This is a genomic window from Hymenobacter properus, assembly GCF_015694735.1.
In the GTDB taxonomy this organism is placed as follows: domain Bacteria; phylum Bacteroidota; class Bacteroidia; order Cytophagales; family Hymenobacteraceae; genus Hymenobacter; species Hymenobacter properus.
This window is the reverse complement of record NZ_JADQDP010000001.1, coordinates 297,478-318,231: the sequence shown is the minus strand read 5'-3', so window position 1 is coordinate 318,231 and position 20,754 is coordinate 297,478. Positions and strand designations below refer to the sequence as shown.

Genomic DNA, 20,754 nt, shown 5'->3' with positions numbered 1-20,754 from the left:
AAAAATGTTCCGTAGGGTTATACGGCGGCCCAGGCCTGCCGGGCCACCGCCCGTGCGCATTTCCTTTGCATTCATGAACGACACGCAACTCGCCGATTTACGCAAAACCTACTCGCAGCGCACTCTAGCCGAAACTGATGTGCTGCCCGACGCCGTGCAGCAGTTCCGGCAGTGGCTGGACGAAGCCCTGGCCGCTAAACTCGATGAGCCCACCGCCCTCACGCTCAGCACTGTGAACGCAGCCGGGCAGCCCTCTTCGCGCGTGGTGTTGCTCAAAGGCCTGCCTGACGACGCCGGCTTCTTGTTTTACACCAACTACGATTCCCGCAAGGGGCAGGAACTAGCCGAGCAGCCGCTAGCCGCGCTCAACTTTTTCTGGCCCGGCCTGGAACGCCAGGTGCGCGTGGAAGGCCGCGTGGAGAAAGCGCCCCCAGCCATGTCGACCGAATATTTTCAGAGCCGGCCCCGCGGTAGCCAGCTCGGCGCCTGGGCCTCGCCGCAGAGCCAGGTAATTGGCAGCCGGGAAGAACTGGAAGCGCGCGAGCAGGAATTGGAGGAACAATTCAAAGGGCAGGACCCACTACCCCGGCCCGAGAATTGGGGCGGCTACATCCTGCGCCCGCACCGCGTGGAGTTCTGGCAGGGCCGCCCAAGCCGCCTGCACGACCGAATAGTGTACGAGCGCGCCGGCCAGGGCTGGCAGCGCAGCCGCTTGGCACCGTGAGGAAAGTGTTGAATGTTGCGGTTTAAGTGTTTAAATACCCTAATAGCTGCTCAATATTTCCCAAGGAACCTCCTACTTCGCCATTCAACCCTCAAAACCCAACATTCAAAACTACCCTCTCCCCTTGGCTGAAATTCAACCCGTACGCGGCTGGCGCTACAACCCCACCCTCAGCATCAACATCGATGCGCTTGTGTCGCCGCTGTTTGATGTGGTGTCGGCTAAACAGCGGGAAGCACTGTATCACAACCCGCTGAACTCCATTCACCTCACCGTACCGGGCGACGCCGACCCAGCCGCCGCCGCTGCTATACGCCTAGCTGAGTGGAAAGCCTCGGGCGTGTTGCGGCAGGATGAAATGCCGGGCATCTATGTTTATTACCAGTACTTCCGCCTACCAGGGAGTACGCGCGAGTATTGCCGCAAGGGCTTTATGTGCCACATCAGGGCTTACGATTGGGCCGAGAATGTGGTGCTGCGACATGAAAACACCTTGCCCGCTTCGGTGAACGACCGGGCCGAGCTACTGGCCCGCACGCAGTTTCAGACCAGTGCCACCCATGGCCTGTACCGCGACGACGATTTCGAGCTGGAAAACTACCTCGACGAAGCCATGCGCTCGCCGCTCTACGAAACAGTGGAAGACTACCAGGGGGCGCGCGACGTACTGGCCGTAATTAATGACGCGTCCATTATTCGCCGGTTTCAGGCAGTGCTGGAAGCAAAGGAGGTGATTTTGGCCGATGGCCACCACCGCTACGAAGGCTCGCTGGCCTACCGCCAGGCCCGGGAGCTGGCCGCCAACGGCACTGTCACCGGCCGCGAGCCCTGGAACTACCACCTCATGTACCTCACCAACGCGGCCGCTGACGACCTCCGGATTTTGCCTACCCATCGCCTGCTGCTGGAGTTGCCCAACGGCCATACCGTGCCGGACATGCTGCGAGCACTGGAAACCTATTTTGTCGTCACGCCCAAGGAAGACGCCAATGACCTGCCCGAAATCATTGCCGGCAAGCCGTGGGCGTTTGGTCTGTATCTGGCCGGCCAAGCTTACAAGCTGCGCCTGCGCCCCGAAGCCCACACTCTGCTGGACTGGCCAACCACGCCACAGGTGAAGGCACTGGATTTGACAGTGCTGCATTATTTCGTATTTCAGCAAGTGCTGGGCGTGATGGGAGCCGATGCCCAGCGGGCGTGGCCGGGCGTGGCCTACGTGCGCAACCTGTTCGACTGCCTGCAGCGGGTGGACCGCGGTGAGGCTGTGGCGGCGTTTATTGTGAACGAGGTGACCATGGCCGAAGTGGAAGCCGTGTGCCACTCCGGCGCCGTGATGCCCCCAAAATCAACGTTTTTCTACCCCAAAACCATCGGTGGCTTTCTCTTTAGCAGCATTGCCGACGACGAAACCGGCAATCCATTTGCCGAATATTTTCAAGCCTCTGCCCTACCCGCGTGAAACTCATTCTTGCATCTAATTCGCCCCGTCGTCGCCAACTGCTGTCCGACCTTGGGTTGCGCTATGAAATCCGTCTGGTGGATGTGGACGAGGAGTTTCCAGACCACCTGCGCCGGGCCGAGGTAGCCGAATATTTGGCTGCCCGCAAAGCCGCTGCCTACGTGGCAACCCTTGCCCCCGACGAAGTAGTGCTCACAGCCGACACCATTGTGTGCCTCGACGACGTCGTGTTGAACAAGCCCGCCGACGTGGCCGAGGCTACCGCCATGCTCACCCGCCTGCAGGGCCGGTCGCACGAGGTATTTACCGGAGTCTGCCTGCGCACCGGCAATGGGCGCGAAGTACTGTTTTCTGACCAAACCACCGTGCATTTCCGCCCGCTGTCGCCTGCCGAAATCAGCCATTACATCGAAACCGCTAAACCCTTCGACAAGGCCGGCGCCTATGGCGCGCAGGACTGGATTGGCATGGTGGGCGTGACGCGCCTTGAAGGTTCTTACTTTAACGTGATGGGGCTGCCCGTGCATCGGGTTTGGGAAGAGCTGGAGAATTTGCTTGGCCCAGCCGCCGCCTGGAATGGCCTTAATACTGCACCTGCTGATTTTAAAGCAGGATGACGTTACCCAGAATTACATTTTGGTTGCTCCTGGGAGCAGTAATAATTGCCGCTACGTCCGGCTTCGCTGCGGTAGTATTCCGAACTGTGGATTGGGCTGAAGCCTGGTCGTTGGATGTCATTTTCCCGTTTTATAACTGGCGTACGCGTGCCTTCTCGGGCTCCGACTTTTCACGGCTCGGCGCAGGCTTAGCCTGGGTTTGCTGCACAAGCAACCTAATAGCCGTAGTGGTTTTAACTACGGCCGCGGGCCGTAGGGAATTTGACTTACTCAAGCTGGAAGTTGGCGATTCATGGCACCAATTGCGGCAAGGCTTGCGGCTAAATGCCGTGGAGCGACGCTGGGCCGGTGGCCTATTAATAATCCTCACCGCCCTACGGATATTCTTCAGCCTCACCAATCCGGAGTACGATGACGCGGTATCCTACGAGGTATTTGTGAGCAAGGGCCTGTTTGCAACCAGCGCATACTATCCTATTCCCAACAACCACGTTTTCTCCAACACCATCAGCTGGCTGTTTTACCAGCTTAACCCCGGTTTTTGGTGGAGCATGCGGCTCCCCGTGCTGCTCATCAGCACAGTGGCTACGGTGGGGTGGTTTGCCATGCTGCGGCTGCGGCTGGGTTTTCGGGCGACCGTGGTGGCAACGGCGGGGTTTGGGTGGCTGCAGCTCAGCCTGTACCATGCGGGCGTCGGGCGCGGCTACTGGCTGCTTATTGGGCTGGCGGGGGTTGTTTTCTACTCCGTCCTGCGTTTGGGCGAGGGCACGGCTAGGCCGCGCGCGGCCTGGCTGGCGCTGGCGGTGTCAGGCATCGTGGGCGGCTATACCGTGCCCACGTTTGCTTACGTGCTGGCTTCGGCCTTTTCGTGGCTGGCGCTCCGTTTCATTTGCAGAGGCCAGTGGCTCCATTTGGCGGCCGCAGCCTTTGTGGGCGGCGTGGTAGGCGCAGGAATTGTGGTGCTGTACTCTCCGCTACTGCTGGTATCTGGCTTTGATAAATTGGTGGGCAACGGGTACGTGGCCCCTTTGGAGCCGGCCGTTTTCTGGGCGGGATTTCCGGCCTACATCTGGCACAACGAAGGTTTCCTGGCCGGACAGCGCACACTCGGCGCGCTTATCACCCTGCCCGTGCTGGGGCTGGTGGGCTGGATGTTCTATCTGGCTCGTAAAGGTCAACTGGCCTATGTGCAAGCCGCTCGTTTGAGGCAACTGGGACTGCCTGCGTTGTGGTTTATAGGGCTGCCTTACGTTATCATCGCATTCCAGCACGTGTTTCCTCCTGAGCGCGTGATGCTGTACAAGGCCTGCTTCTTTTTCATGCTGCTGGGCTTAGTGGTCGATTGGGCACTGCTTCGCTGGCCCGCGTCGTGGCTTTTGCGCCGCTCTTTGACTACGCTGGCCATCCTGTTTGCTACTTACGAAACCTATGCCGTGGTGCGCGTCAATCCCGCGGCGCGCAGCACCAATGACTCATACCACGCCGGCTTGCGCTGGCTGGCCGCCCACGCGCCCGGCCCGGTGCTTATTCCCGAGCCCACCCACAATCTATTCTTTCGGTTTTACGCCCATTCCGAGGAGCGCCAGCGCCCGTGGCATTTCGACAACTTGCAGCAACCCGGCGTGCGCTACCGCTATGTTGTAGCCTTTCCTAGTGACCGGGGCTTCTTCAAACCGCGCTTCCCGTTTGCGCCGGCCTATCACAATGCGGAAGTCGATATTTACGTGGTGCCGGCTGATTTCCCTTTGCAGGCCAACGCCTGGAGGCACGACTAGCCTTTATCCGCGGGCTACAAGCGCGATACCGGCTACTATCAGCACCAGGCCGCCCAACTGGGCCAGCGTGATACTTTCGCGCAGAAACCCCAGTCCCAACAGCGCCGTGAGTAACACCGAACCACCCACAATTACCGGCGTGCCTACCGACGAGTTGACGCCCCGCTGAAACACCACAAAGGTCAGAATTTCGGCCAGCCCCACGCCCACCCCTGCCAGCGCCGCCAGCCCCAGCCCGCGCGGGCTCAGCGGCAGCGGAGCACCCTGCATCTTCAGGCGCAGCAGCCAAATGGCTCCCAGCGCGGCGGCCACCAGTTGCAGCACCACTGCCCCCACCGCCGGCGGCAGGTGGTTGGAGGCTAGTTTGATAAACAAGTTGTACTGCGCCAGGCAGAAGGCGGTGAGCAAGGCAAGCGGCAGCCAGTTCATGCGCGGTGGGCTTCAAACCAGTTGATAGTTGCGGTATTCGCCCAGGCGGTAGCCGGTGGCCCGTTCGAGCCAGTGCTTTAGCCGGTCCTTGAAGCGGTAGCGGTTACGGGTCATGTCGTGCTCGTACTGCCAGTTTTGCTGCCTAATGCGGGCCGCCAGCACCGCCGGGTGTGTGCCCGTGAAACGCAGCAGCGAATCAACCTGGCTGTAGTCAAACTCGGCGGCGGGCACCACGTTTTGGGCCACCCAATCGTCGGAATGCCACAGCTTGTTGAAGGTTTCCTGCTTGCGCTGCATGGCGGCCGGCGCCTTTACCCAGCCGTAGTGGTGCACGGTGGCGTCGAGCAGCTTCACGCGGAGCTTCTGGTTGTCGCCTTTGCGGAAGCCCTGCGCGTCGCGATACGAATACACGCCAATGCCCGGCCGCACGATGCGGATTTCGCGACGGTACCAGCGGTAAGAGTCGCCCACGTAGTCGTAAGAACCATAAAAGTGGCGGTAGTTCAGCAGCAGGCCATCTACCGTTTTATCGTTCTTCCAGCGCTCCATGCCGGCCCGGATGGCCGGGTAGTCGGCTTCGTGTAACACCTCGTCGGCTTGCAGGTAAATGGCCCAGTCAGCATCGGCGGGCACGGCGGCCAGGGCTTTGTCGGTTTCCACGGCCAGCACCCGGCCGCCCTCACGCAGGGTATTGTCCCACACGGTTTCGATAATGCGGATTTTAGGCGAGCCGATGCTTAGCACTAATGCAAGAGTGTCGTCCTCAGAGTTGCCGACGGCAACGACGACTTCATCGCACAATGGCAGCAACGAGTTGATGCTTTCGACCGCCGGGTAGTCGAATTTGATGGCGTTGCGGACGAAGGTGAAGCCGACTACTTTCATTGAGATTTTAAATGGGAGTTCAGCCTAATGCACCTTTAAATCTAAATAGAGACCTAGTGGAGCATATGAACCCGGTTTTCTTTCTGATTATCCTCGCTGTGGTAGGTGCTTTGCTCTTGATGTTTGGCAAAGCCATCGACTATGAGGATGAGCTTTTTCGTCAAAATGCAGTTCGGACACAAGGAATAATCGTGACAAACAAGACCTGCTGGGGACGAATCGTAGTTATCCGGCCGGTTGTTCGATTCACAACTCAGCAAGGCGAAGTTGTAGAAGCTTTAGACGAAAAAGGCTTGGCTTTAGCTGTTCCTAGATTCGCCGAAGGCCAGAGTATAGTTCTGCTTTATGACAAACAGAATCCAAGAAATTTCCGAATTGTCACCAGCGGAGCTTTTTCACTAGGAGCACACTCACCGCAGCTTTTCCTTCAAAATCTCCATTTCCATGGCCGGCGCAATCCGCTCGTACAGCACATTGTAAGCCGCTTCGGTAATAGGCATGTTCACCTTGAGCTTCTTGTTCAGCTCATGAATGGACTTCACGGCGTAGTAGCCCTCGGCTATCATATTCATTTCCAGTTGAGCCGATTTCACGGTGTAGCCGCGCCCTACCATGCTGCCGAAGGTACGGTTGCGCGAGAACTGCGAGTAAGCCGTCACCAGCAAGTCGCCAAGGTAGGCCGAGGCCGAGAGGTCGCGTGGCTGCGGGTTAATGGCTTGCAGAAAACGACGGATTTCCTGCACCGCGTTGCTCACCAGCACGGCCAGGAAGTTGTCGCCGTAGCCCAGGCCGTGGGCAATGCCGCCGGTGAGGGCAATAATGTTTTTCATCACCGCGCAGTATTCGATGCCGTCGAGGTCGGCGGCCGGGTGGGCGCTTACGAAGCGGTTGCGCAGCAGCTCGCAAAACTCCAGCGCCAGCCCGGCGTCGGGCGAGCCGATGGTGAGGTAGCTCTGCTTTTCCAGGGCCACCTCTTCGGCGTGGCAGGGACCGGCGATGACGCCCAACTGGTGGCGCCCCAGCCGGAAACGCTCGGCCACGTAGTCGGTTACGAGCTGGTTTTTGCTCGGAATCATGCCCTTGATGGCTGACACCACGCGCTTATGCTTCAGCGCGTCGCGGTCCAGCTTATCCAGCACCGGCTGCACAAAGGCAGCGGGCACGGCCAGCACCAGCCAGTCGGCTTCTTCGATGGCGTCTTCTAGGTCGGTGGTGGGGTACACGCGGTTCAGGTCGAACTGCACCGCCGAGAGGTAGCGCGGGTTGTGGCGGGTGCGCAGCAGGTGCTGCACGTCGTCCTTGGCGCGCAGCCACCAGTCGACGCGGGCGCCGTTTTCGCTGAGGATTTTGGTGAGGGCGGTGGCCCAGGAGCCGCCGCCGAGCATGGCAATTTTTTCCAAGAGGACAGAGTTGGAGTGGGAAGTCGTCCGCAAAGAAAGCACGAACGTCCTGCCGCGCGGCGCGCAACAGGACGTTCGGGGCCTTTCCGCCGATTTCGTGTGCTTTATTTATCCGAGTCGCCGTTGTCTTTCAGCGCCTCCTTGTTCAGGCTCTTTTCATCTTTGATGTCGACCACGGCTTTGTCCTTAAGCGTCTTGGCCACGGCCCGGAACGGCCCGCTCACCACTTGTTCGCCGGCCTTCACCCCGCTCAGGATTTCAATATTCTGGAAGTCGCTGATACCGGTTTTCACCGGCGTCATCATGGCCTTGCCGTCGCGCACCACAAACACCACTTCCTGAATCTGGGCCTTGGGCGCAGCGGGCTTGTTGTCCACCACGGTCACTTTGCCCTTGCCGCCCTCGTCTTCTTCCTTGGCCACCTTTTTGAGGTCGGTGGAGTCGGAGCGCGTGGTCACGGCAGCCAGCGGCACGCTCAGCACGCCGTTTTTACGGTCGGTGATGATGTCGACCGAAGCCGTCATGCCCGGGCGGAAGGGCACGATGGTTTGGCCGCGTACGGTACGCACAAGGTGTTTGTAGCTCTCGGGCAGCAGGCGGATGCGCACCTCAAACTCGGTCACGGCTTCGGCCGTGAGGGCGTCCTTGGCTGTGTTGGCAATGTTGGTGACGAGGCCGCGGAACTTCTCATCCTTGCTGCTATAGGCGTCTACCTCCACTTCCACCGAGTCGCCGAGGTTCACGTTGTTCACATCGTTCTCGTTCACGTTCACGCGCACCTCCATGTTGTTGAGGTTGGCAATGCGCATAATTTCAGTGCCGGCCATTTGGGTGGTGCCCACCACGCGCTCGCCTTTCTTCACGTTCAGCTTGCTGATGGTGCCGCTTACCGGGGCGTAGATGGTGGTTTTGTTGAGGTTTTTGCGGGCTTCTTCCAGCGAGGCAGAAGCCGCATTCACGGTGCTCTGTGAGGCCCGAATCTGCTGGCGGGCGCTGTTGATTTCCTCCTGCGAGGCATTGTAGGCAGCCTGGCTGGCCTCGTAGTCAGCCTGCGAAATCACCTTTTGCTTGTAGAGCGAAGCGTTGCGGCGGTAGGTCAGCTCGGTTTGCTTGGCCGAGGCCAGCAGTTGCTGCAGGCGCGCCTGGGCCTGGCCAACGTTGGCACGCTGCGTGCCCACTTGCGCGCTCTGCATGTTCACCTGGGCCTGGTAGTTGTCGGGCCTAATGCGCAACAGTAACTGCCCTTTGCGCACGGAGTCACCCTCCTGCACATAGAGCTCGGTGATTTCGCCGGAAACGTCGGGCGATATTTTCACCTCGGTTTCGGGCTGCACTTTGCCCGAAGCACTTACTTTCTCCACAATATTGGCCGGACCAGCTTTCGCCACCAGCACTTCTACGCCGCTGGGCTTGCCCACCCAGCCTTTTTTCTTCGCCACGCTATAGCCCACCAACAGCACCAGCACCAAGCCCCCCAGAATATACAGTAAACGGTTGTTTTTCATTTGTTAGTTGTCAGTTTTTTGTTGTCAGTTGTCAGTCGAAAGCAGCGCCCGTTATCATCACCGTTAGAAAACACTAACAACTGACAACGAGCAACTAACAACTAATTACAAAGTCAGCGGCTTGCCCTGGTAAAAGTCGAGCACCTTCCGGCGGAAGATGTAGCTGAACTTGGCTTGAATGCGGTTCGACTCGGCAAACGTCAGGTTGTTTTTGGCGATGTTGAACTCAGTGCCGTTCAGCAGGCCGTTGTTGAAACGGATTTCCGAGTTGCGCTGCGTGAGCGTGAGGGCCGCCACTTGCCGCTTGGCCGCCGCGTATTGCAGCTGGGCCGCGCGGGCATCGGCGTAGGCCTGCTCGATGCTTTGGCGCAGGGTGAGGCGGGCCTGTTCTGCGCGCACGTTCTGGGCCTGCTCGTTGATGATGGCGCGCTGCACGCCGGTGCGCACCTGCAAGCCGTTGAAAATTGGCACGTTCAGCTGCAAGGCAATCTGCTGGCCCAGATTCTGGTTCAGCTGGTCCCAGAAGCCCTGCGGCAAGCTGATAATGTTGCGCTGGTAGGTGGTCACGGTGAGCGGGGTCTGCACACCGCCGTTGTTCACGAAAAACGTGGTGCGCCGGGCCGTCGAATCATTGCCGATGGACGTGACCGTACGCACCGACGAGTAGCCCGAAAACACCTGCCCCGTCAGGGCCAGGCGTGGGTAGTAGCCGCCACGGGCCACCTCGGTGCCGCGGCGGGCACTCTGCACCCGCAGCTCCGCCGCCTGTATTTCGGGCAAACGGCCCGCCGCCGACTGGTAAGTGGCGTTCAAATCCAGCGCGAAGGCCCCTTCCTCGTCGGGGTCAGGCAGTTGGGGCACGGCAATGGCAAAGCCGGCCGCGTTGGCCGGGTCGATGTTCATGAGTTGCAGCAGCGACAGGCGGGCCAGGTCGGCCTGGTTTTGGGCAGTCACCACGTTCAGTTCATCCGTGGCCAGCTGCGACTGACTGTCGAGCAGCGTGCTCTCCGGGATGCTGCCGGCCTTGAGCAAAATCTTGGTGCGGGCAATCTGTTCTTGGTCGCTAGCAACTCGGGTTTGGTTGGCGCGCACCAGCTCCTGGGCCAGTACCAACTGAAGGAAGGCCGAGGCGACGTTCAAACTGAGGTCGTTGCGGGCCTTCTCGATGTCGGCCAGGCTGGCTTTGTAATCCAGATCGTTGCGCTTGATGGTGTTGCGCAGCTGAAAACCCTGGAACAACGTGAGCTGCGCAATGCCGGCAAAGTTGTTGGCCCGCACGGTGCTGCTCTGGAACTCGTAAGTGAGGGGGTTCACGCTCGTGCCGTACTGCCAACTCTGCGAGCCGCTCAAGTTTGCCGAGGGCAAAAGGGCCGCGCGGCTCTGGCGCAGAATCTGCTGGTTGTTTTGGGCCTGCAGCTCGCTTAGGCGCACGTTCAGGTTGTGGGCCAGGGCGTAGTCTACGGCCGCCTGTAGGGTCCAGGGGCCGGAGGGCAGGGCCTGGGCCGAGCCGCTGGGCGCCGAGGCCGGCGGTGCGCCCGGCACGGCCGGGGTTTGGGCCCGGGCTGCCGGGGCCAGCGCCATCGCGCCCGCCAGGCCGGCCAGGAGCCGTCGCTTCATCGAAGCTGAGGGGGTAGTCCGTTGTTTCATCTTGCAGAAAAGTAGGGTCTCGGAAGTGGCAGTAGCAGGAATGGTGACGTAATCGGCAATTCGCAAATTTTATTACCCAGCGGCTTAATCCAGCGTGGGAATGTAGGTGATGTGCTGCACCCAGCTTAGCTGGCGCAGGTAGGCCAGCGAAATGTCCTTGATGGGGCTGTCCATTTCGATGAACTGCCGGGCCGCGTCGTTGCGACCCTTGCGGCTCACAAACATGGTGGCGATGTTGCACTGGTCGTGGGCAATGACCGAGGCGATAAAGGCAATGGAGCCCGGCACGTCGTCAGCGTCGATGATGAGGGTGTGCAGCGCGCCCGAAAAATCGGCCGGAAACCCGTCCACCTCCACAATGCGGATAACGCCCCCGCCCCGGCTCTGGCCCACCACTTCCACCCGCCGCCCGGTGGCCCCATCCAGCAAATTCAGCTTAATGGTGTTGGGGTGCATGGTGGAGGCATTGCCCACGCCTTGAAAAGTATACTGCAAGCCAGCTTCAGCCGCGTAGTCGAAGGCGGTGCGAATGCGGGTGTCGTCGGGGGCGTAGCCCAGCAGGCCGGCCACAATGGCGCGGTCGGAGCCGTGGCCCTCGTAGGTACGCGCAAAGGAGTTGTAGAAAGTGATGACCGCCTCGGTGGGCACAGCGCCCAGAATGCGGATGGCCGCACGGGCAATGCGCACCACGCCGGCCGTGTGCGAGGAGCTCGGCCCAATCATCACGGGACCAATCATATCAAAAATGCTGGATTTTTCGGCCATGCGCGAATTCCCGTCAGTGGTTGCGGGGTTAAAAGTAGCGGACGAAGGCTGAATATGAATGGGTCAGGACGCGGCGAGTCGCTACGGTTCTGGTATTGCAAGGGGCAGAGACGCGACGGAAACGCCACAGTTGCAAAATGTTCGGCACGCCGCGCAAACGTGCGTATTGGAACCTCAGTATTTTGACGATATTTGTCGCCGCCGCCACCCACGGCTTTTCCCACCTCACCCCTCTTACTACTATGTCCGCCCCACCCACCCCGGACGAATTTTCGCCAGCTGTGTTGGCGCAGTTGCGCCGGCTCCAGGAAAAATACGTTCCCGATGGCCAGGACCTGGCCGCTTACCTTGAAGGTCTCTACCACGCCAAGTACATTAACTACTGGGATTATATCGAGTTAGACACTTTACTCTCCCTTCAACGTCCGCTCACCAACTTGCCCGACGAGCGGATTTTCATCATGTACCACCAGATTTCGGAGCTGTATTTCAAGCTCTGCCTCTGCGAGTACGAGCAAATCGGCGACCTGAAAACGCCGACGCTGGGCGAAATTGTACTGCGCCTGGGCCGCATCAACCGCTACTTCGAAAACCTCATCGACTCGTTCGATGTGATGGTCGACGGCATGGACAAGCAGCAGTTTCTCGACTTCCGCATGTCGCTCATGCCGGCGTCGGGCTTTCAGAGCGTGCAATACCGCATGATTGAAATTGCCAGCACCGCGCTCGAAAACCTCACCGACCAGGTGAAGCGCCAGACCCTGGGCGAAGCCTCGGCCCACGATTTTGACCAGCTGCTGGGCTGCATCTACTGGAAAGCCGGTGCTACCATCGAAGCCAGTGGCGCCAAAGCCCTCACCCTCATCGAGTTCGAGCGCAAGTACACTGCCGACCTCGTGCGCCACGCCGCCGCCTTCCACGACCGCAACGTGTGGGCCGTGGTGCAGCGTCTGCCCGAGGCCGACCGCCACCACCCCCGCCTGCTGCGCGCCCTGCGCCAGCTCGACGTGAGCGTGAACGTGAACTGGCCGCTGATGCACTTCAAATCGGCGGTTCGCTACCTGCAGCGCAACCCCGTGGACGTGGCCGCCACCGGCGGTACGAACTGGCGCAGCTACCTGCCGCCCAAGTTTCAGCGCCGCATTTTCTACCCCCAGCTCTGGAGTGCCCAAGAGCTCGAAGACTGGGGCAAAGGCTGGGTAGAAAGCGTGCTGGAAGAAGGCGTGAGGGCAGCTTAGCTTTTCCAATCTGTCGTCGGCTTGCATTTATGCGCAGCAAGGGCTGGATAACAGTAGCATTGGCCTTGGGGCTGGGCAGCCACCGTTCAGCGCACGGGCAAGCACAGCTAGCCAGCGTATATCATGTAGACAACCAACAAGGCGTGGTTTTCCTGTATGCGGAAAACCACGCCTTTGTGCCTTATACCATACGCCTCTCGGCCAAGCTGGTGAACATGCGCAGCACCGACCCGCTGCCCCTGCGCCTGGTGGTATTTCCGGCCAAGCAGCCCCAACTGTTGACGACTTTCACCTACACGCCGGGGGAACTGTATTCGTACCATTACAACTACCCAGCCCAGCTGGGCATCTACAACTCCCGCCCCGCCGACACGACGTACGTGTACCGCTACCCTTGCGACACGATACCGAGGGTGCGTACTGTTACATCCGAATCCAACAGTAAGCATACGGCCACCAAGCACCACGACTATGCGTTCGATGTGCCAGCAGGTACACCCGTGTTTGCGGCCCGAAATGGCATCGTGGTCAATTTCAGGGAAGATGCGCGCAAAAACACCCAAACCTCTTCTAATTTTATTACGGTTTTCCACGAAGACGGCAGCTACGCCACCTACTTCAACATTGCCCCGAGCAGTGTGGGCGTCACGATAGGGCAATACGTGAATAATGGCCAGCGCCTGGCCACGTCTGACAGCCGAAGCAAACCCAAGCCCCTGGTATTTGTGGTGTGTTTCCCCGGCGAAATCACGCCGGTGGAGTTGCCGGTTCGATTCGCCGGCGAAAACCAGCCGCCTGTACGGCCGTAAAGCCTGGCATCCCCCTGCTCTCACGGAACCCCGCTGCCATGACCGACGAAGAACAAAAAATCATAGACACCTCGCTTGACCAAGCCCGGAAGCTGCACGACAACATGCGGCAAATGTGGGACGGCGACACCCTGGCCACTTTTTATTACGGCGTGATTTCGGGGGCCATAGCCCGCAGCGGGCCCGAGGTGGCCCAGGCCCTCACCGCTATGCTCACCGAAGTGTACGCCAATACCGCCAAGTCGCACGTCGACCTGGGCAAGCTGGCCAACGGCTTCGCTAATGGTCGGGCCGACGCGTCGACTACGACAACGCCGGAAACGCCCATGGCATAAGGCTGGCCGTAGCGGTTATTCGTGATTTAAGTGTCCTTTCTCAGCCTTGGTTTCGCTCATGCGCCAATACACCAGCAGGGAAATAAAGGCACAGGCCGTCACGTACCAATAGAACCATTCTTCCACGCCCTGCTCCTTGGCATATAGTGCCACGTATTCGGCGGTGCCGCCGAAAATGGCCACCGTGAGGGCGAAGGGCAGGCCCACCCCCAGGGCCCGAATTTCGGTGGGAAACAGCTCGGCCTTCACCACAGCATTAATGGAGGTGTAGCCGCTCACCACAAACAGCGCAGCCACCAGCAGGCCCGCCGCCAGCCAGGCGTTGTGCGTGTGGGCCAAGGCGCGCAGCACCGGCACCGTGCCCAATGTGGCCCCGATGCCGAACATCAGCAGCACCGGCCGCCGACCAATTTTATCGGAAACAGCGCCCAACAAGGGCTGAAAAAACAGCGCCACCGTCATTACCCCAAAGGAAATGACGGTGGCTGCTTCCTTGGTAAAACCGGAGGTATTGACCAGAAATTTCTGCGCGTAGGTGGTGAAGGTGTAGAAAGCCAGCGTGCCGCCCAGCGTCAGCCCCACCACCGTCAGCACTGCCTTCGGGTATTGAAGCAAAACATTGATTTGACTGGGGCTGCTGCTCGAAGCTGTAGCTTGAGCAGCGGCAACGCCCTCCTTTTGCATGTGCTGGGCAAACGCGGCGGTTTCGCCCATGTGGGTGCGTAAGTATAGCGCCCCGAGAGCGGCCAGGGCACCCATGATGAAAGGAATGCGCCAGCCCCACGCACCTAGTTGCGCCGGGGTGAGGAGTTGCTGCAGGGCCAGCAGCAGCACCAGTGCTAGCAACTGCCCGCCCATGAGCGTGAGATATTGGAAACTGGACCAAAAGCCGCGGTGCCGGGCCCCGGCCATCTCGCTCAGATAGGTGGCCGAGGTGCCGTACTCGCCGCCCACACTGAGCCCTTGCACCAGCCGGGCCAGCAGCAAAAGGGCAGGCGCCGCCACGCCAATGGTGGCGTAGCCCGGCGCCACGGCAATGAGCAGCGAGCCACTGGCCATGAGGCGCACCGATAGCAATAGTGCGGCGCGGCGGCCGTGCCGGTCGGCATAGGCCCCCAAAAGCCAGGCACCCAATGGGCGCATCAAAAACCCAACTGCAAAGATGGCGGCGGTGTTAAGGAGCTTGGCCGTGTCGTCGCCGCTGGGGAAAAAGACTGGCGCGAAATAAAGTGCGAACCCCGAGTAGGCATACCAGTCGTACCATTCAACGAGGTTGCCAATGGACCCGCTCACAATGGAACGGAGGCGTGAGCTAGGCACTACAGAAGTTGTCATGTCGCAAATAAAGAAACGGAGTGGACCTGCGCAGTGCTTTCGGTGGGAGTGATTAATGTGTGCTAATGAAAGGAAGAAACCTCTCGTGTTTGCTGGCAGTTGGCTGGCCGTGTGGCATTCGGATTTCTCATCCTCCTACCTTTGTTAGATTAATTTAAAACCTGAGACTACTGAAGGATAGAAACCTTTCATATTACACAAATGGATAAAAAAGAAGTTGAGATTTTGTTAGCGCCTGAGCTGGCATTTGATGAATTTGAACGTTATGAGGCAATTTTACGCCAAGCAGGAATTCAGCCCGGCGAAGCAGATTATGTGCATATACAGCGTCGCTCAATAGATGCCCGCGGACGTCAACCCTTGGTCAGACTACGCGCGACTGTATACACAAATGAATCACCTAACGACTTGTTTGGCCCTTGGTTTACTTATCCAAATGTTAAACATGTAACTCGTCGAGTTTTGATAATCGGCGCCGGTCCGGCTGGTCTTTTTGCTGCCCTTCGCTGCATTGAGCTTGGCCTCAAGCCCATTGTACTGGAGCGTGGCCTCGACGTGCGTGCCCGCCGTCGCGACCTGGCGGCCATCAACAAAGAGCAAACTGTAAACCCCGATTCCAACTACTGCTTCGGGGAAGGCGGCGCGGGCACTTACTCCGATGGCAAGCTGTACACGCGTGCCACGAAGCGCGGCGATGTGGGCCGTGTGCTACGGCGGCTGGTGCAGCATGGCGCCACGCCCGACATTCTCGTGGACGCCCACCCCCACATCGGTACCAACAAACTCCCCGCCGTGGTGCAAGCTCTGCGCGAGGCTATCATCGAGGCCGGTGGTGAGGTCCGGTTCGACACCCGAGTGACGGACCTGGTGCTGGAGCAAAACCGACTGCGCGGGGTGGTTACGGCTGCGGGCGACGTGGTGGAGGCCGAGGCCACCATTCTGGCCACCGGCCACTCGGCCCGCGACATTTACGAACTGCTCGACCGCCGCGGCGTGCTCATCGAGGCCAAGCCCTTTGCCATGGGCGTGCGCGTGGAGCACCCGCAAGCGCTGATTGACCAGGCGCAGTACCGGCGCACCGAGCGCGGCCTACTGCCGGCGGCATCATACTCCCTGGTGCACCAGACCGAAGTGCAGGGCCGACAGCGGGGCGTGTTTTCGTTTTGCATGTGCCCGGGCGGGTTTATTGTGCCGGCGGCCACGGCGCCCGGCGAAGTGGTGGTGAATGGCATGAGCCCAAGCCGCCGCGACTCCCGCTTTGCCAATTCCGGTATTGTGGCCGCGGTGGAGCTCGAAGATTTGGACCTGCGCCAGCACGGCGCCCTGGCCGGCCTGCGCTTTCAGCAAGCCCTGGAACAGCGGGCCTGCCTGGCCGCTGGCGGCACCCAGCAGGCCCCGGCCCAGCTACTAGGCGACTTTCTGAAGAACAAAATCTCGGGCCAACTGCTGGAAACGTCGTACCAGCCGGGCCTGGTGTCGGTGCGCATGGACGAGGTGCTGGGGCCGGTGCTGGCCGAGCGGCTTCGCCAGGGCTTCCGCGATTTTGGCCGCAAAATTCCGGGCTACGCCACCAACGCGGCCCAGATTGTGGGCGTGGAAAGCCGGACGTCGGCCCCGGTGCGTATCCCGCGCGACAAAGAAACTTTGCAGCATCCGGTCGTGGCGGGTTTGTTTCCCTGCGGCGAGGGCGCGGGCTATGCCGGCGGCATCGTGTCGGCGGCCATGGACGGTGAGCGGTGCGCCGAAGCGGTTTTAGCGGTTTTGTCGTAGAAGGAGAAACGGCATTCCGAGCGGCGGCCCGGTAATCAATTCCGAGCCGCTCGGCCAGCTGCATTCTCACCTGACATTTCCTCCCATGAAAAAGACCTTAGTTCTCGGTGCTTCCGACAATCCGGCCCGCTACTCCTTTCGGGCAGCGCACATGCTCAAAAACCACGGCCACGAGGTGGTGCCCGTCGGCATCCGCAAGGGCGTGGTGGCGGGCATGGACATCCATATCGACCGGCCCCAGGAGAAAGACATCGACACGGTGACGCTGTACGTGGGTCCGCAAAACCAACCGGCCTGGTACGATTACATCCTCGACCTTAAGCCCAAGCGCATTCTGTTCAACCCCGGCACCGAAAACCCTGAGTTGGAGCGCCTGGCCCAGCAGCGCGGCATCCGAACCGAAGAAGCCTGCACGCTGGTGCTGCTGTCCATCGGCCAGTATTAATTAAGACGAATAGGTTTTTGAAAGCGCTGTCGATTTACCTCGGCAGCGCTTTTTTGCTTCCAGCGTTCTGCCCAATCATTCCTCCAGCGGCCAGCCGCCCCCGGGCACCAACGACACAAAAACAATTTGCCCCACTGCCCACTGCCCGGTGGGCTGGCGCACCCGCACCGTGTTTTCAGACAAGGCTACTTCCACTTCGTCGTGGTTGCCGAAGTAGCGCACGGTCGTCACCGTCCCCTTCAGCCCCGGCTTGGTGAGCGACAACTGGAATGCCTCGGGGCGCACCAGTAGCGCAGCAGCCGCCGCGTGACGAGGCGCTAGCTGGCGGCGGGCCACGCCACGCACCAAGTTGTAATCGCCAAACAACGCCGCGGTGTACTCGTTGGCAGGCTGGCGGTAAATCTGTTCGGGCGAACCCTGCTGCACGATGTGGCCCTGGTGCAATACCAGAATTTCATCGGCCCAGGGCAGGGTATCGGCCGCATCGTGCGAAACGAGCAGGCAGGTGATGCCGAGGCGGGTGCCCAGCTCGTCGATAATGCTTTGCAGCGTGCGCTTGTGGCCGCGGTCGAGGTTGGAGAAGGGTTCGTCGAGCAGCAGCAGGCGCGGAGCGCCCAGCAGCAGCCGGGCCAGCGCCACGCGCTGCTGCTCGCCGCCCGAGAGCTGGTCGGTGCGGCGCTGCATGAGGTGGTCGATGCGGCAGAGGGCATACAGGGCCTGGGCCTCGGCCGGGGGCCGCTTGTTGGCGTAGCGCAGCACCTGCTCCACGCGCAGGGAGTGCGGCAGGTCGGACTTTTGCGAGAGGTAGGCTACGCCGGGGTGGCCGGGCACCAGCACTTCCACGGGGCCACGCACCCGGTCGCCGCTCACGCGCACCTCGCCGGCGCTGGGCTGAATGAGCCCGGCGATGATTTGCAGCAGTGTGCTTTTGCCGGTGCCCGACTCGCCCGCCAGCGCCAGCCGGTGATGCGCCGGCTGGCGAAAGCTAATGTTCTGCAGCACCCGGTTGCCGTGTTCCTCCAAGCTGATACCCGAAACCGTGAGGAACTCCATGCCAGTCAATTCAATCGAAAACAAATGAAACGGCAGCCGGAGGCAAAAAAGAACAGCGCCCCCGAAAGCCGCCGCAAGCTACGCCGGACCGCCCGAGCAAACGGGGACGAAAGTAAAATTCCGCATGTTTTAGGCCTGATTTCGTACCACAGGCCGCGCAAGGAGCCGGTTACTTTGTTACGAAATTCTGCTTGCCTGTTCGCACCTTTTGCCATGTCACCCTCCCCCACCAATACCACCCTCGAAATTGAAGGCATGAGCTGCGCCGCCTGCGCAGCGGCCGTTGAGAAGTCGTTGGCGCGCACCCCCGGCGTGCAAAGCGCCGTGGTGAACTACGCCACCGAAAAAGCCACCGTACAGTATTTGCCCGAGGTGGCTACGCCGGCCACGCTCAAGGCCGCGGTTGAAAACGCGGGCTACGGCGTGGTGGAGCGGGCCCCGGCCGCCGACGCTGCCGCGCGTCAGGCCGAAACCGACCAGCAAAAAGCCGCTGCTTACGCCCAGCTGAAACGGCGCTTTTGGGTGGCGGCCGGCCTAGCTGCCCTCATTATGCCCCTAAGCATGCTCATGCTGTGGCCCGCCGCCCTGCAGCATTTGAACATGCGATGGCTGAATGTGGCCCTGCTCCTGCTCACGCTGCCAGTGCTGCTTTTCAGCGGCGCCTCCTTTTATAGCTCCGCCTGGAAAAACCTGCGCCACCGCACGGCCAACATGGACACGCTGATTGCCCTGGGCACTGGCGCAGCCTTTATATATAGTGTGGCTGCCACGCTGGCGCCAGGCTTTTTCACCCGGCGCGGGCTGATGCCGGAAGTTTATTACGACACCACTGCCACAATCATTGCCCTCATTTTGCTGGGCAAGGTGCTGGAGCTGCGCGCCAAAACCCAGACCTCGGCCGCCATGCGTGCCCTGCTGGGCCTGCAGGCCCGCACGGCCCGCCTCGTGCGCCCAAGCGGGGAGGAAGTGGACGTGCCCATCGAGCGCGTGCAGGTGGGCGACATCGTGTTGGTGCGCCCCGGCGAAAAAGTGGCTACCGACGGCGTCATCACCGAGGGCAACTCTGCCCTTGACGAAGCCATGCTGACCGGCGAAAGCCTGCCCGTAACCAAAAAAACCGGCGATGCCGTGTTTGGCGCCACGCTCAACAAGACCGGCTCTTTCCGCTTTCGGGTCACGAAGATTGGGGCCGATACCCTGCTGGCCCAGATTGTGAAACTGGTTGAAGACGCGCAGGGCAGTCGCGCGCCCATTCAGCGCCTGGCCGATAAGGTGAGCGCCGTGTTTGTGCCCACGGTGGTGGCCATTGCGCTGCTCACGTTCGCGGTGTGGTTCATATTGGCCCCGGCCGAGCACCGGCTGCCGCTGGCATTGGTCAATTTCGTGGCCGTGCTCATTATTGCCTGTCCCTGCGCCTTGGGGCTGGCCACGCCCACGGCCATCATGGTGGGCACGGGCAAGGGCGCCGAGTACGGCGTGCTCATCCGCAACGCCGAGGCTTTGGAAAAAGCCCACCAGGTGAACACCGTGCTACTCGACAAAACCGGCACCATCACCCAGGGCGAGCCGGCTGTGACCGATTTTTGGGCTGTGGCCGGCCAGTCGGTGCCGGTGCTGCTTTCGCAGGTGGCGGCCGTCGAGCGGCTGTCGGAGCACCCGCTGGCGGCGGCCGTGGTGCGCTACGCCGAAGCGCAACGGGCCGAGCCGCTGGTCGCTACCGATTTCCAAGCCCTCGAAGGCCGGGGCGTCGCAGCCTCCGTGGCCGGGGTGCCCGTGCGCATCGGCAATGCCCGGTTGCTGACGGAGGCAGGCATCAGCATTTCGCCGGAAATCAGTGGCCAGGCCGACATCTTACTTAAGCAAGCCAAAACGGTGCTTTACGTGGCGGTAGCCGGCCGGGCCATGGCCCTTATCGGCGTGGCCGATACCGTGCGGCCCACCTCGGCCGCGGCAATCAGCAAACTCCAGGCCTTGGGACTGGAAGTAGTGATGATGACCGGCGACAACGCGGCTACCGCGACTCAGGTAGCCGCCGAAGTTGGCATCACGCGATTCTTTGCCGAAGTGCTGCCGGCCGATAAAGCCGCTCAGGTGCGTGCCCTGCAGGCCGAAGGGCGAACGGTGGCCATGGTGGGCGACGGCATCAACGATGCGCCGGCGCTGGCTCAGGCCGACATCGGCCTGGCCATGGCCGCCGGCACCGACGTGGCACTGGAAGCCGCCGGCATCACCCTCATGCGCTCCGATTTGCAGAGCGTGGTCACGGCCATCGAGCTGTCGCGCCAAACCATCCGGGTCATTCGTCAGAACCTGTTTTTTGCCTTTATCTATAATACGCTGGGCATTCCCATTGCGGCCGGGGTGCTGTATCCGGTGTTTGGGGTGCTGCTGTCGCCCATGCTGGCGGCGGGGGCCATGGCGCTAAGTTCTGTGTCGGTGCTCACCAATTCGCTGCGGTTGCGCCGCTTTCAGGCAGCGCAATAAATGCGCTTTGACGGTCATGCAGAGCGCAGCGCACCCTCTTTACAGCAGTAGTATATAAGTTCGTTGCGCGGTAAAGAGG

Annotated in this window: 18 protein-coding genes; 10 read left to right on the top strand and 8 right to left on the bottom strand. The window is 60.7% G+C overall.

What is annotated here, in order from left to right; all coding sequences use genetic code 11:
- The first annotated feature begins 73 nt into the window (after positions 1-73).
- From pdxH to I2I01_RS01425, 4 genes are all read left to right on the top strand, one after another.
- Positions 74-724, top strand: a complete 651-nt coding sequence (gene pdxH, locus I2I01_RS01440; protein WP_196284642.1) for a pyridoxamine 5'-phosphate oxidase — start codon at positions 74-76, stop codon at positions 722-724.
- 124 nt (positions 725-848) lie between these two features.
- On the top strand, positions 849-2,183 hold the full coding sequence (locus I2I01_RS01435; RefSeq protein ID WP_196284641.1) for a DUF1015 domain-containing protein: 1,335 nt from the start codon (positions 849-851) through the stop codon (positions 2,181-2,183).
- Positions 2,180-2,800 (top strand): Maf family nucleotide pyrophosphatase, encoded by a 621-nt coding sequence (locus tag I2I01_RS01430; RefSeq protein WP_196284640.1) that lies wholly within the window; start codon positions 2,180-2,182, stop codon positions 2,798-2,800. Before I2I01_RS01435 ends, I2I01_RS01430 begins: the two co-directional genes overlap by 4 nt.
- Before the next feature lie 329 nt (positions 2,801-3,129).
- Positions 3,130-4,575, top strand: coding sequence for a hypothetical protein (locus tag I2I01_RS01425; protein ID WP_196284639.1), 1,446 nt, complete (start codon positions 3,130-3,132; stop codon positions 4,573-4,575).
- Positions 4,576-4,578: 3 nt separating this feature from the next.
- Here the strand turns inward: I2I01_RS01425 and I2I01_RS01420 are convergent, their stop codons facing one another.
- The 6 genes from I2I01_RS01420 to sdaAB all read right to left on the bottom strand — a co-directional run bounded on the left by I2I01_RS01420 (position 4,579) and on the right by sdaAB (position 11,206).
- The gene (locus I2I01_RS01420; RefSeq protein ID WP_196284638.1) at positions 4,579-5,004 is read right to left on the bottom strand and encodes an EamA family transporter; all 426 of its coding nucleotides are present in this window, start codon (positions 5,002-5,004) and stop codon (positions 4,579-4,581) included.
- A 12-nt stretch (positions 5,005-5,016) separates the two neighbouring features.
- A complete protein-coding gene (locus tag I2I01_RS01415; protein WP_196284637.1) occupies positions 5,017-5,889 on the bottom strand; it encodes a glycosyltransferase family protein in 873 nt (290 codons plus the stop codon).
- A gap of 410 nt (positions 5,890-6,299) precedes the next feature.
- Positions 6,300-7,289 (bottom strand): NAD(P)H-dependent glycerol-3-phosphate dehydrogenase, encoded by a 990-nt coding sequence (locus I2I01_RS01410; RefSeq protein WP_211537759.1) that lies wholly within the window; start codon positions 7,287-7,289, stop codon positions 6,300-6,302.
- Positions 7,290-7,393: 104 nt separating this feature from the next.
- A complete protein-coding gene (locus tag I2I01_RS01405; RefSeq protein ID WP_196284636.1) occupies positions 7,394-8,794 on the bottom strand; it encodes an efflux RND transporter periplasmic adaptor subunit in 1,401 nt (466 codons plus the stop codon).
- Positions 8,795-8,899: 105 nt separating this feature from the next.
- Positions 8,900-10,411 carry a TolC family protein gene (locus I2I01_RS01400; RefSeq protein ID WP_196284635.1) on the bottom strand — a complete coding sequence of 504 codons (1,512 nt, stop codon included), beginning with the start codon at positions 10,409-10,411 and terminating at the stop codon, positions 8,900-8,902.
- A 114-nt stretch (positions 10,412-10,525) separates the two neighbouring features.
- Positions 10,526-11,206 (bottom strand): L-serine ammonia-lyase, iron-sulfur-dependent subunit beta, encoded by a 681-nt coding sequence (gene sdaAB / locus I2I01_RS01395; protein ID WP_196284634.1) that lies wholly within the window; start codon positions 11,204-11,206, stop codon positions 10,526-10,528.
- 242 nt (positions 11,207-11,448) lie between these two features.
- Between sdaAB and I2I01_RS01390 the strand changes: the two genes are divergently transcribed.
- From I2I01_RS01390 to I2I01_RS01380, 3 genes are all read left to right on the top strand, one after another.
- Positions 11,449-12,444 (top strand): tryptophan 2,3-dioxygenase family protein, encoded by a 996-nt coding sequence (locus tag I2I01_RS01390; protein ID WP_196284633.1) that lies wholly within the window; start codon positions 11,449-11,451, stop codon positions 12,442-12,444.
- Between the two features lie 176 nt (positions 12,445-12,620).
- Positions 12,621-13,253 carry a M23 family metallopeptidase gene (locus I2I01_RS01385; protein WP_196284632.1) on the top strand — a complete coding sequence of 211 codons (633 nt, stop codon included), beginning with the start codon at positions 12,621-12,623 and terminating at the stop codon, positions 13,251-13,253.
- Positions 13,254-13,291: 38 nt separating this feature from the next.
- Entirely contained in the window at positions 13,292-13,588 is a 297-nt protein-coding gene (locus I2I01_RS01380; RefSeq protein WP_196284631.1) for a hypothetical protein, read from the top strand.
- 15 nt (positions 13,589-13,603) lie between these two features.
- On the opposite strand, the gene I2I01_RS01375 is transcribed toward I2I01_RS01380, so the two are convergent.
- Positions 13,604-14,923 carry an MFS transporter gene (locus I2I01_RS01375; protein ID WP_196284630.1) on the bottom strand — a complete coding sequence of 440 codons (1,320 nt, stop codon included), beginning with the start codon at positions 14,921-14,923 and terminating at the stop codon, positions 13,604-13,606.
- A gap of 201 nt (positions 14,924-15,124) precedes the next feature.
- Here I2I01_RS01375 and I2I01_RS01370 point away from each other — a divergent pair, with 201 nt between their 5' ends.
- Both I2I01_RS01370 and I2I01_RS01365 read left to right on the top strand, forming a co-directional pair.
- Positions 15,125-16,693: an NAD(P)/FAD-dependent oxidoreductase gene (locus I2I01_RS01370; protein ID WP_196284629.1), complete on the top strand. Its 1,569-nt coding sequence runs from the start codon at positions 15,125-15,127 to the stop codon at positions 16,691-16,693.
- Between the two features lie 85 nt (positions 16,694-16,778).
- Positions 16,779-17,138 (top strand): CoA-binding protein, encoded by a 360-nt coding sequence (locus I2I01_RS01365; protein ID WP_196284628.1) that lies wholly within the window; start codon positions 16,779-16,781, stop codon positions 17,136-17,138.
- A gap of 75 nt (positions 17,139-17,213) precedes the next feature.
- Here the strand turns inward: I2I01_RS01365 and I2I01_RS01360 are convergent, their stop codons facing one another.
- Complete coding sequence (locus I2I01_RS01360; RefSeq protein ID WP_196284627.1) at positions 17,214-18,191, bottom strand: ABC transporter ATP-binding protein; 978 nt, start codon at positions 18,189-18,191, stop codon at positions 17,214-17,216.
- A gap of 213 nt (positions 18,192-18,404) precedes the next feature.
- Between I2I01_RS01360 and I2I01_RS01355 the strand changes: the two genes are divergently transcribed.
- Complete coding sequence (locus tag I2I01_RS01355) at positions 18,405-20,675, top strand: heavy metal translocating P-type ATPase (RefSeq protein ID WP_196284626.1); 2,271 nt, start codon at positions 18,405-18,407, stop codon at positions 20,673-20,675.
- Positions 20,676-20,754: the final 79 nt, after the last annotated feature.

Coding starts and splice junctions, on each gene's coding strand:
- I2I01_RS01355 (WP_196284626.1), top strand. CDS start 18,405: ATGTCACCCTCCCCCACCAATACCACCCTCGAAATTGAAGGCATGAGC.
- I2I01_RS01415 (WP_196284637.1), bottom strand. CDS start 5,889: ATGAAAGTAGTCGGCTTCACCTTCGTCCGCAACGCCATCAAATTCGAC.
- I2I01_RS01365 (WP_196284628.1), top strand. CDS start 16,779: ATGAAAAAGACCTTAGTTCTCGGTGCTTCCGACAATCCGGCCCGCTAC.
- I2I01_RS01390 (WP_196284633.1), top strand. CDS start 11,449: ATGTCCGCCCCACCCACCCCGGACGAATTTTCGCCAGCTGTGTTGGCG.
- I2I01_RS01420 (WP_196284638.1), bottom strand. CDS start 5,004: ATGAACTGGCTGCCGCTTGCCTTGCTCACCGCCTTCTGCCTGGCGCAG.
- I2I01_RS01400 (WP_196284635.1), bottom strand. CDS start 10,411: ATGAAGCGACGGCTCCTGGCCGGCCTGGCGGGCGCGATGGCGCTGGCC.
- I2I01_RS01360 (WP_196284627.1), bottom strand. CDS start 18,191: ATGGAGTTCCTCACGGTTTCGGGTATCAGCTTGGAGGAACACGGCAAC.
- I2I01_RS01405 (WP_196284636.1), bottom strand. CDS start 8,794: ATGAAAAACAACCGTTTACTGTATATTCTGGGGGGCTTGGTGCTGGTG.
- pdxH (WP_196284642.1), top strand. CDS start 74: ATGAACGACACGCAACTCGCCGATTTACGCAAAACCTACTCGCAGCGC.
- sdaAB (WP_196284634.1), bottom strand. CDS start 11,206: ATGGCCGAAAAATCCAGCATTTTTGATATGATTGGTCCCGTGATGATT.
- I2I01_RS01380 (WP_196284631.1), top strand. CDS start 13,292: ATGACCGACGAAGAACAAAAAATCATAGACACCTCGCTTGACCAAGCC.
- I2I01_RS01370 (WP_196284629.1), top strand. CDS start 15,125: ATGGATAAAAAAGAAGTTGAGATTTTGTTAGCGCCTGAGCTGGCATTT.
- I2I01_RS01375 (WP_196284630.1), bottom strand. CDS start 14,923: ATGACAACTTCTGTAGTGCCTAGCTCACGCCTCCGTTCCATTGTGAGC.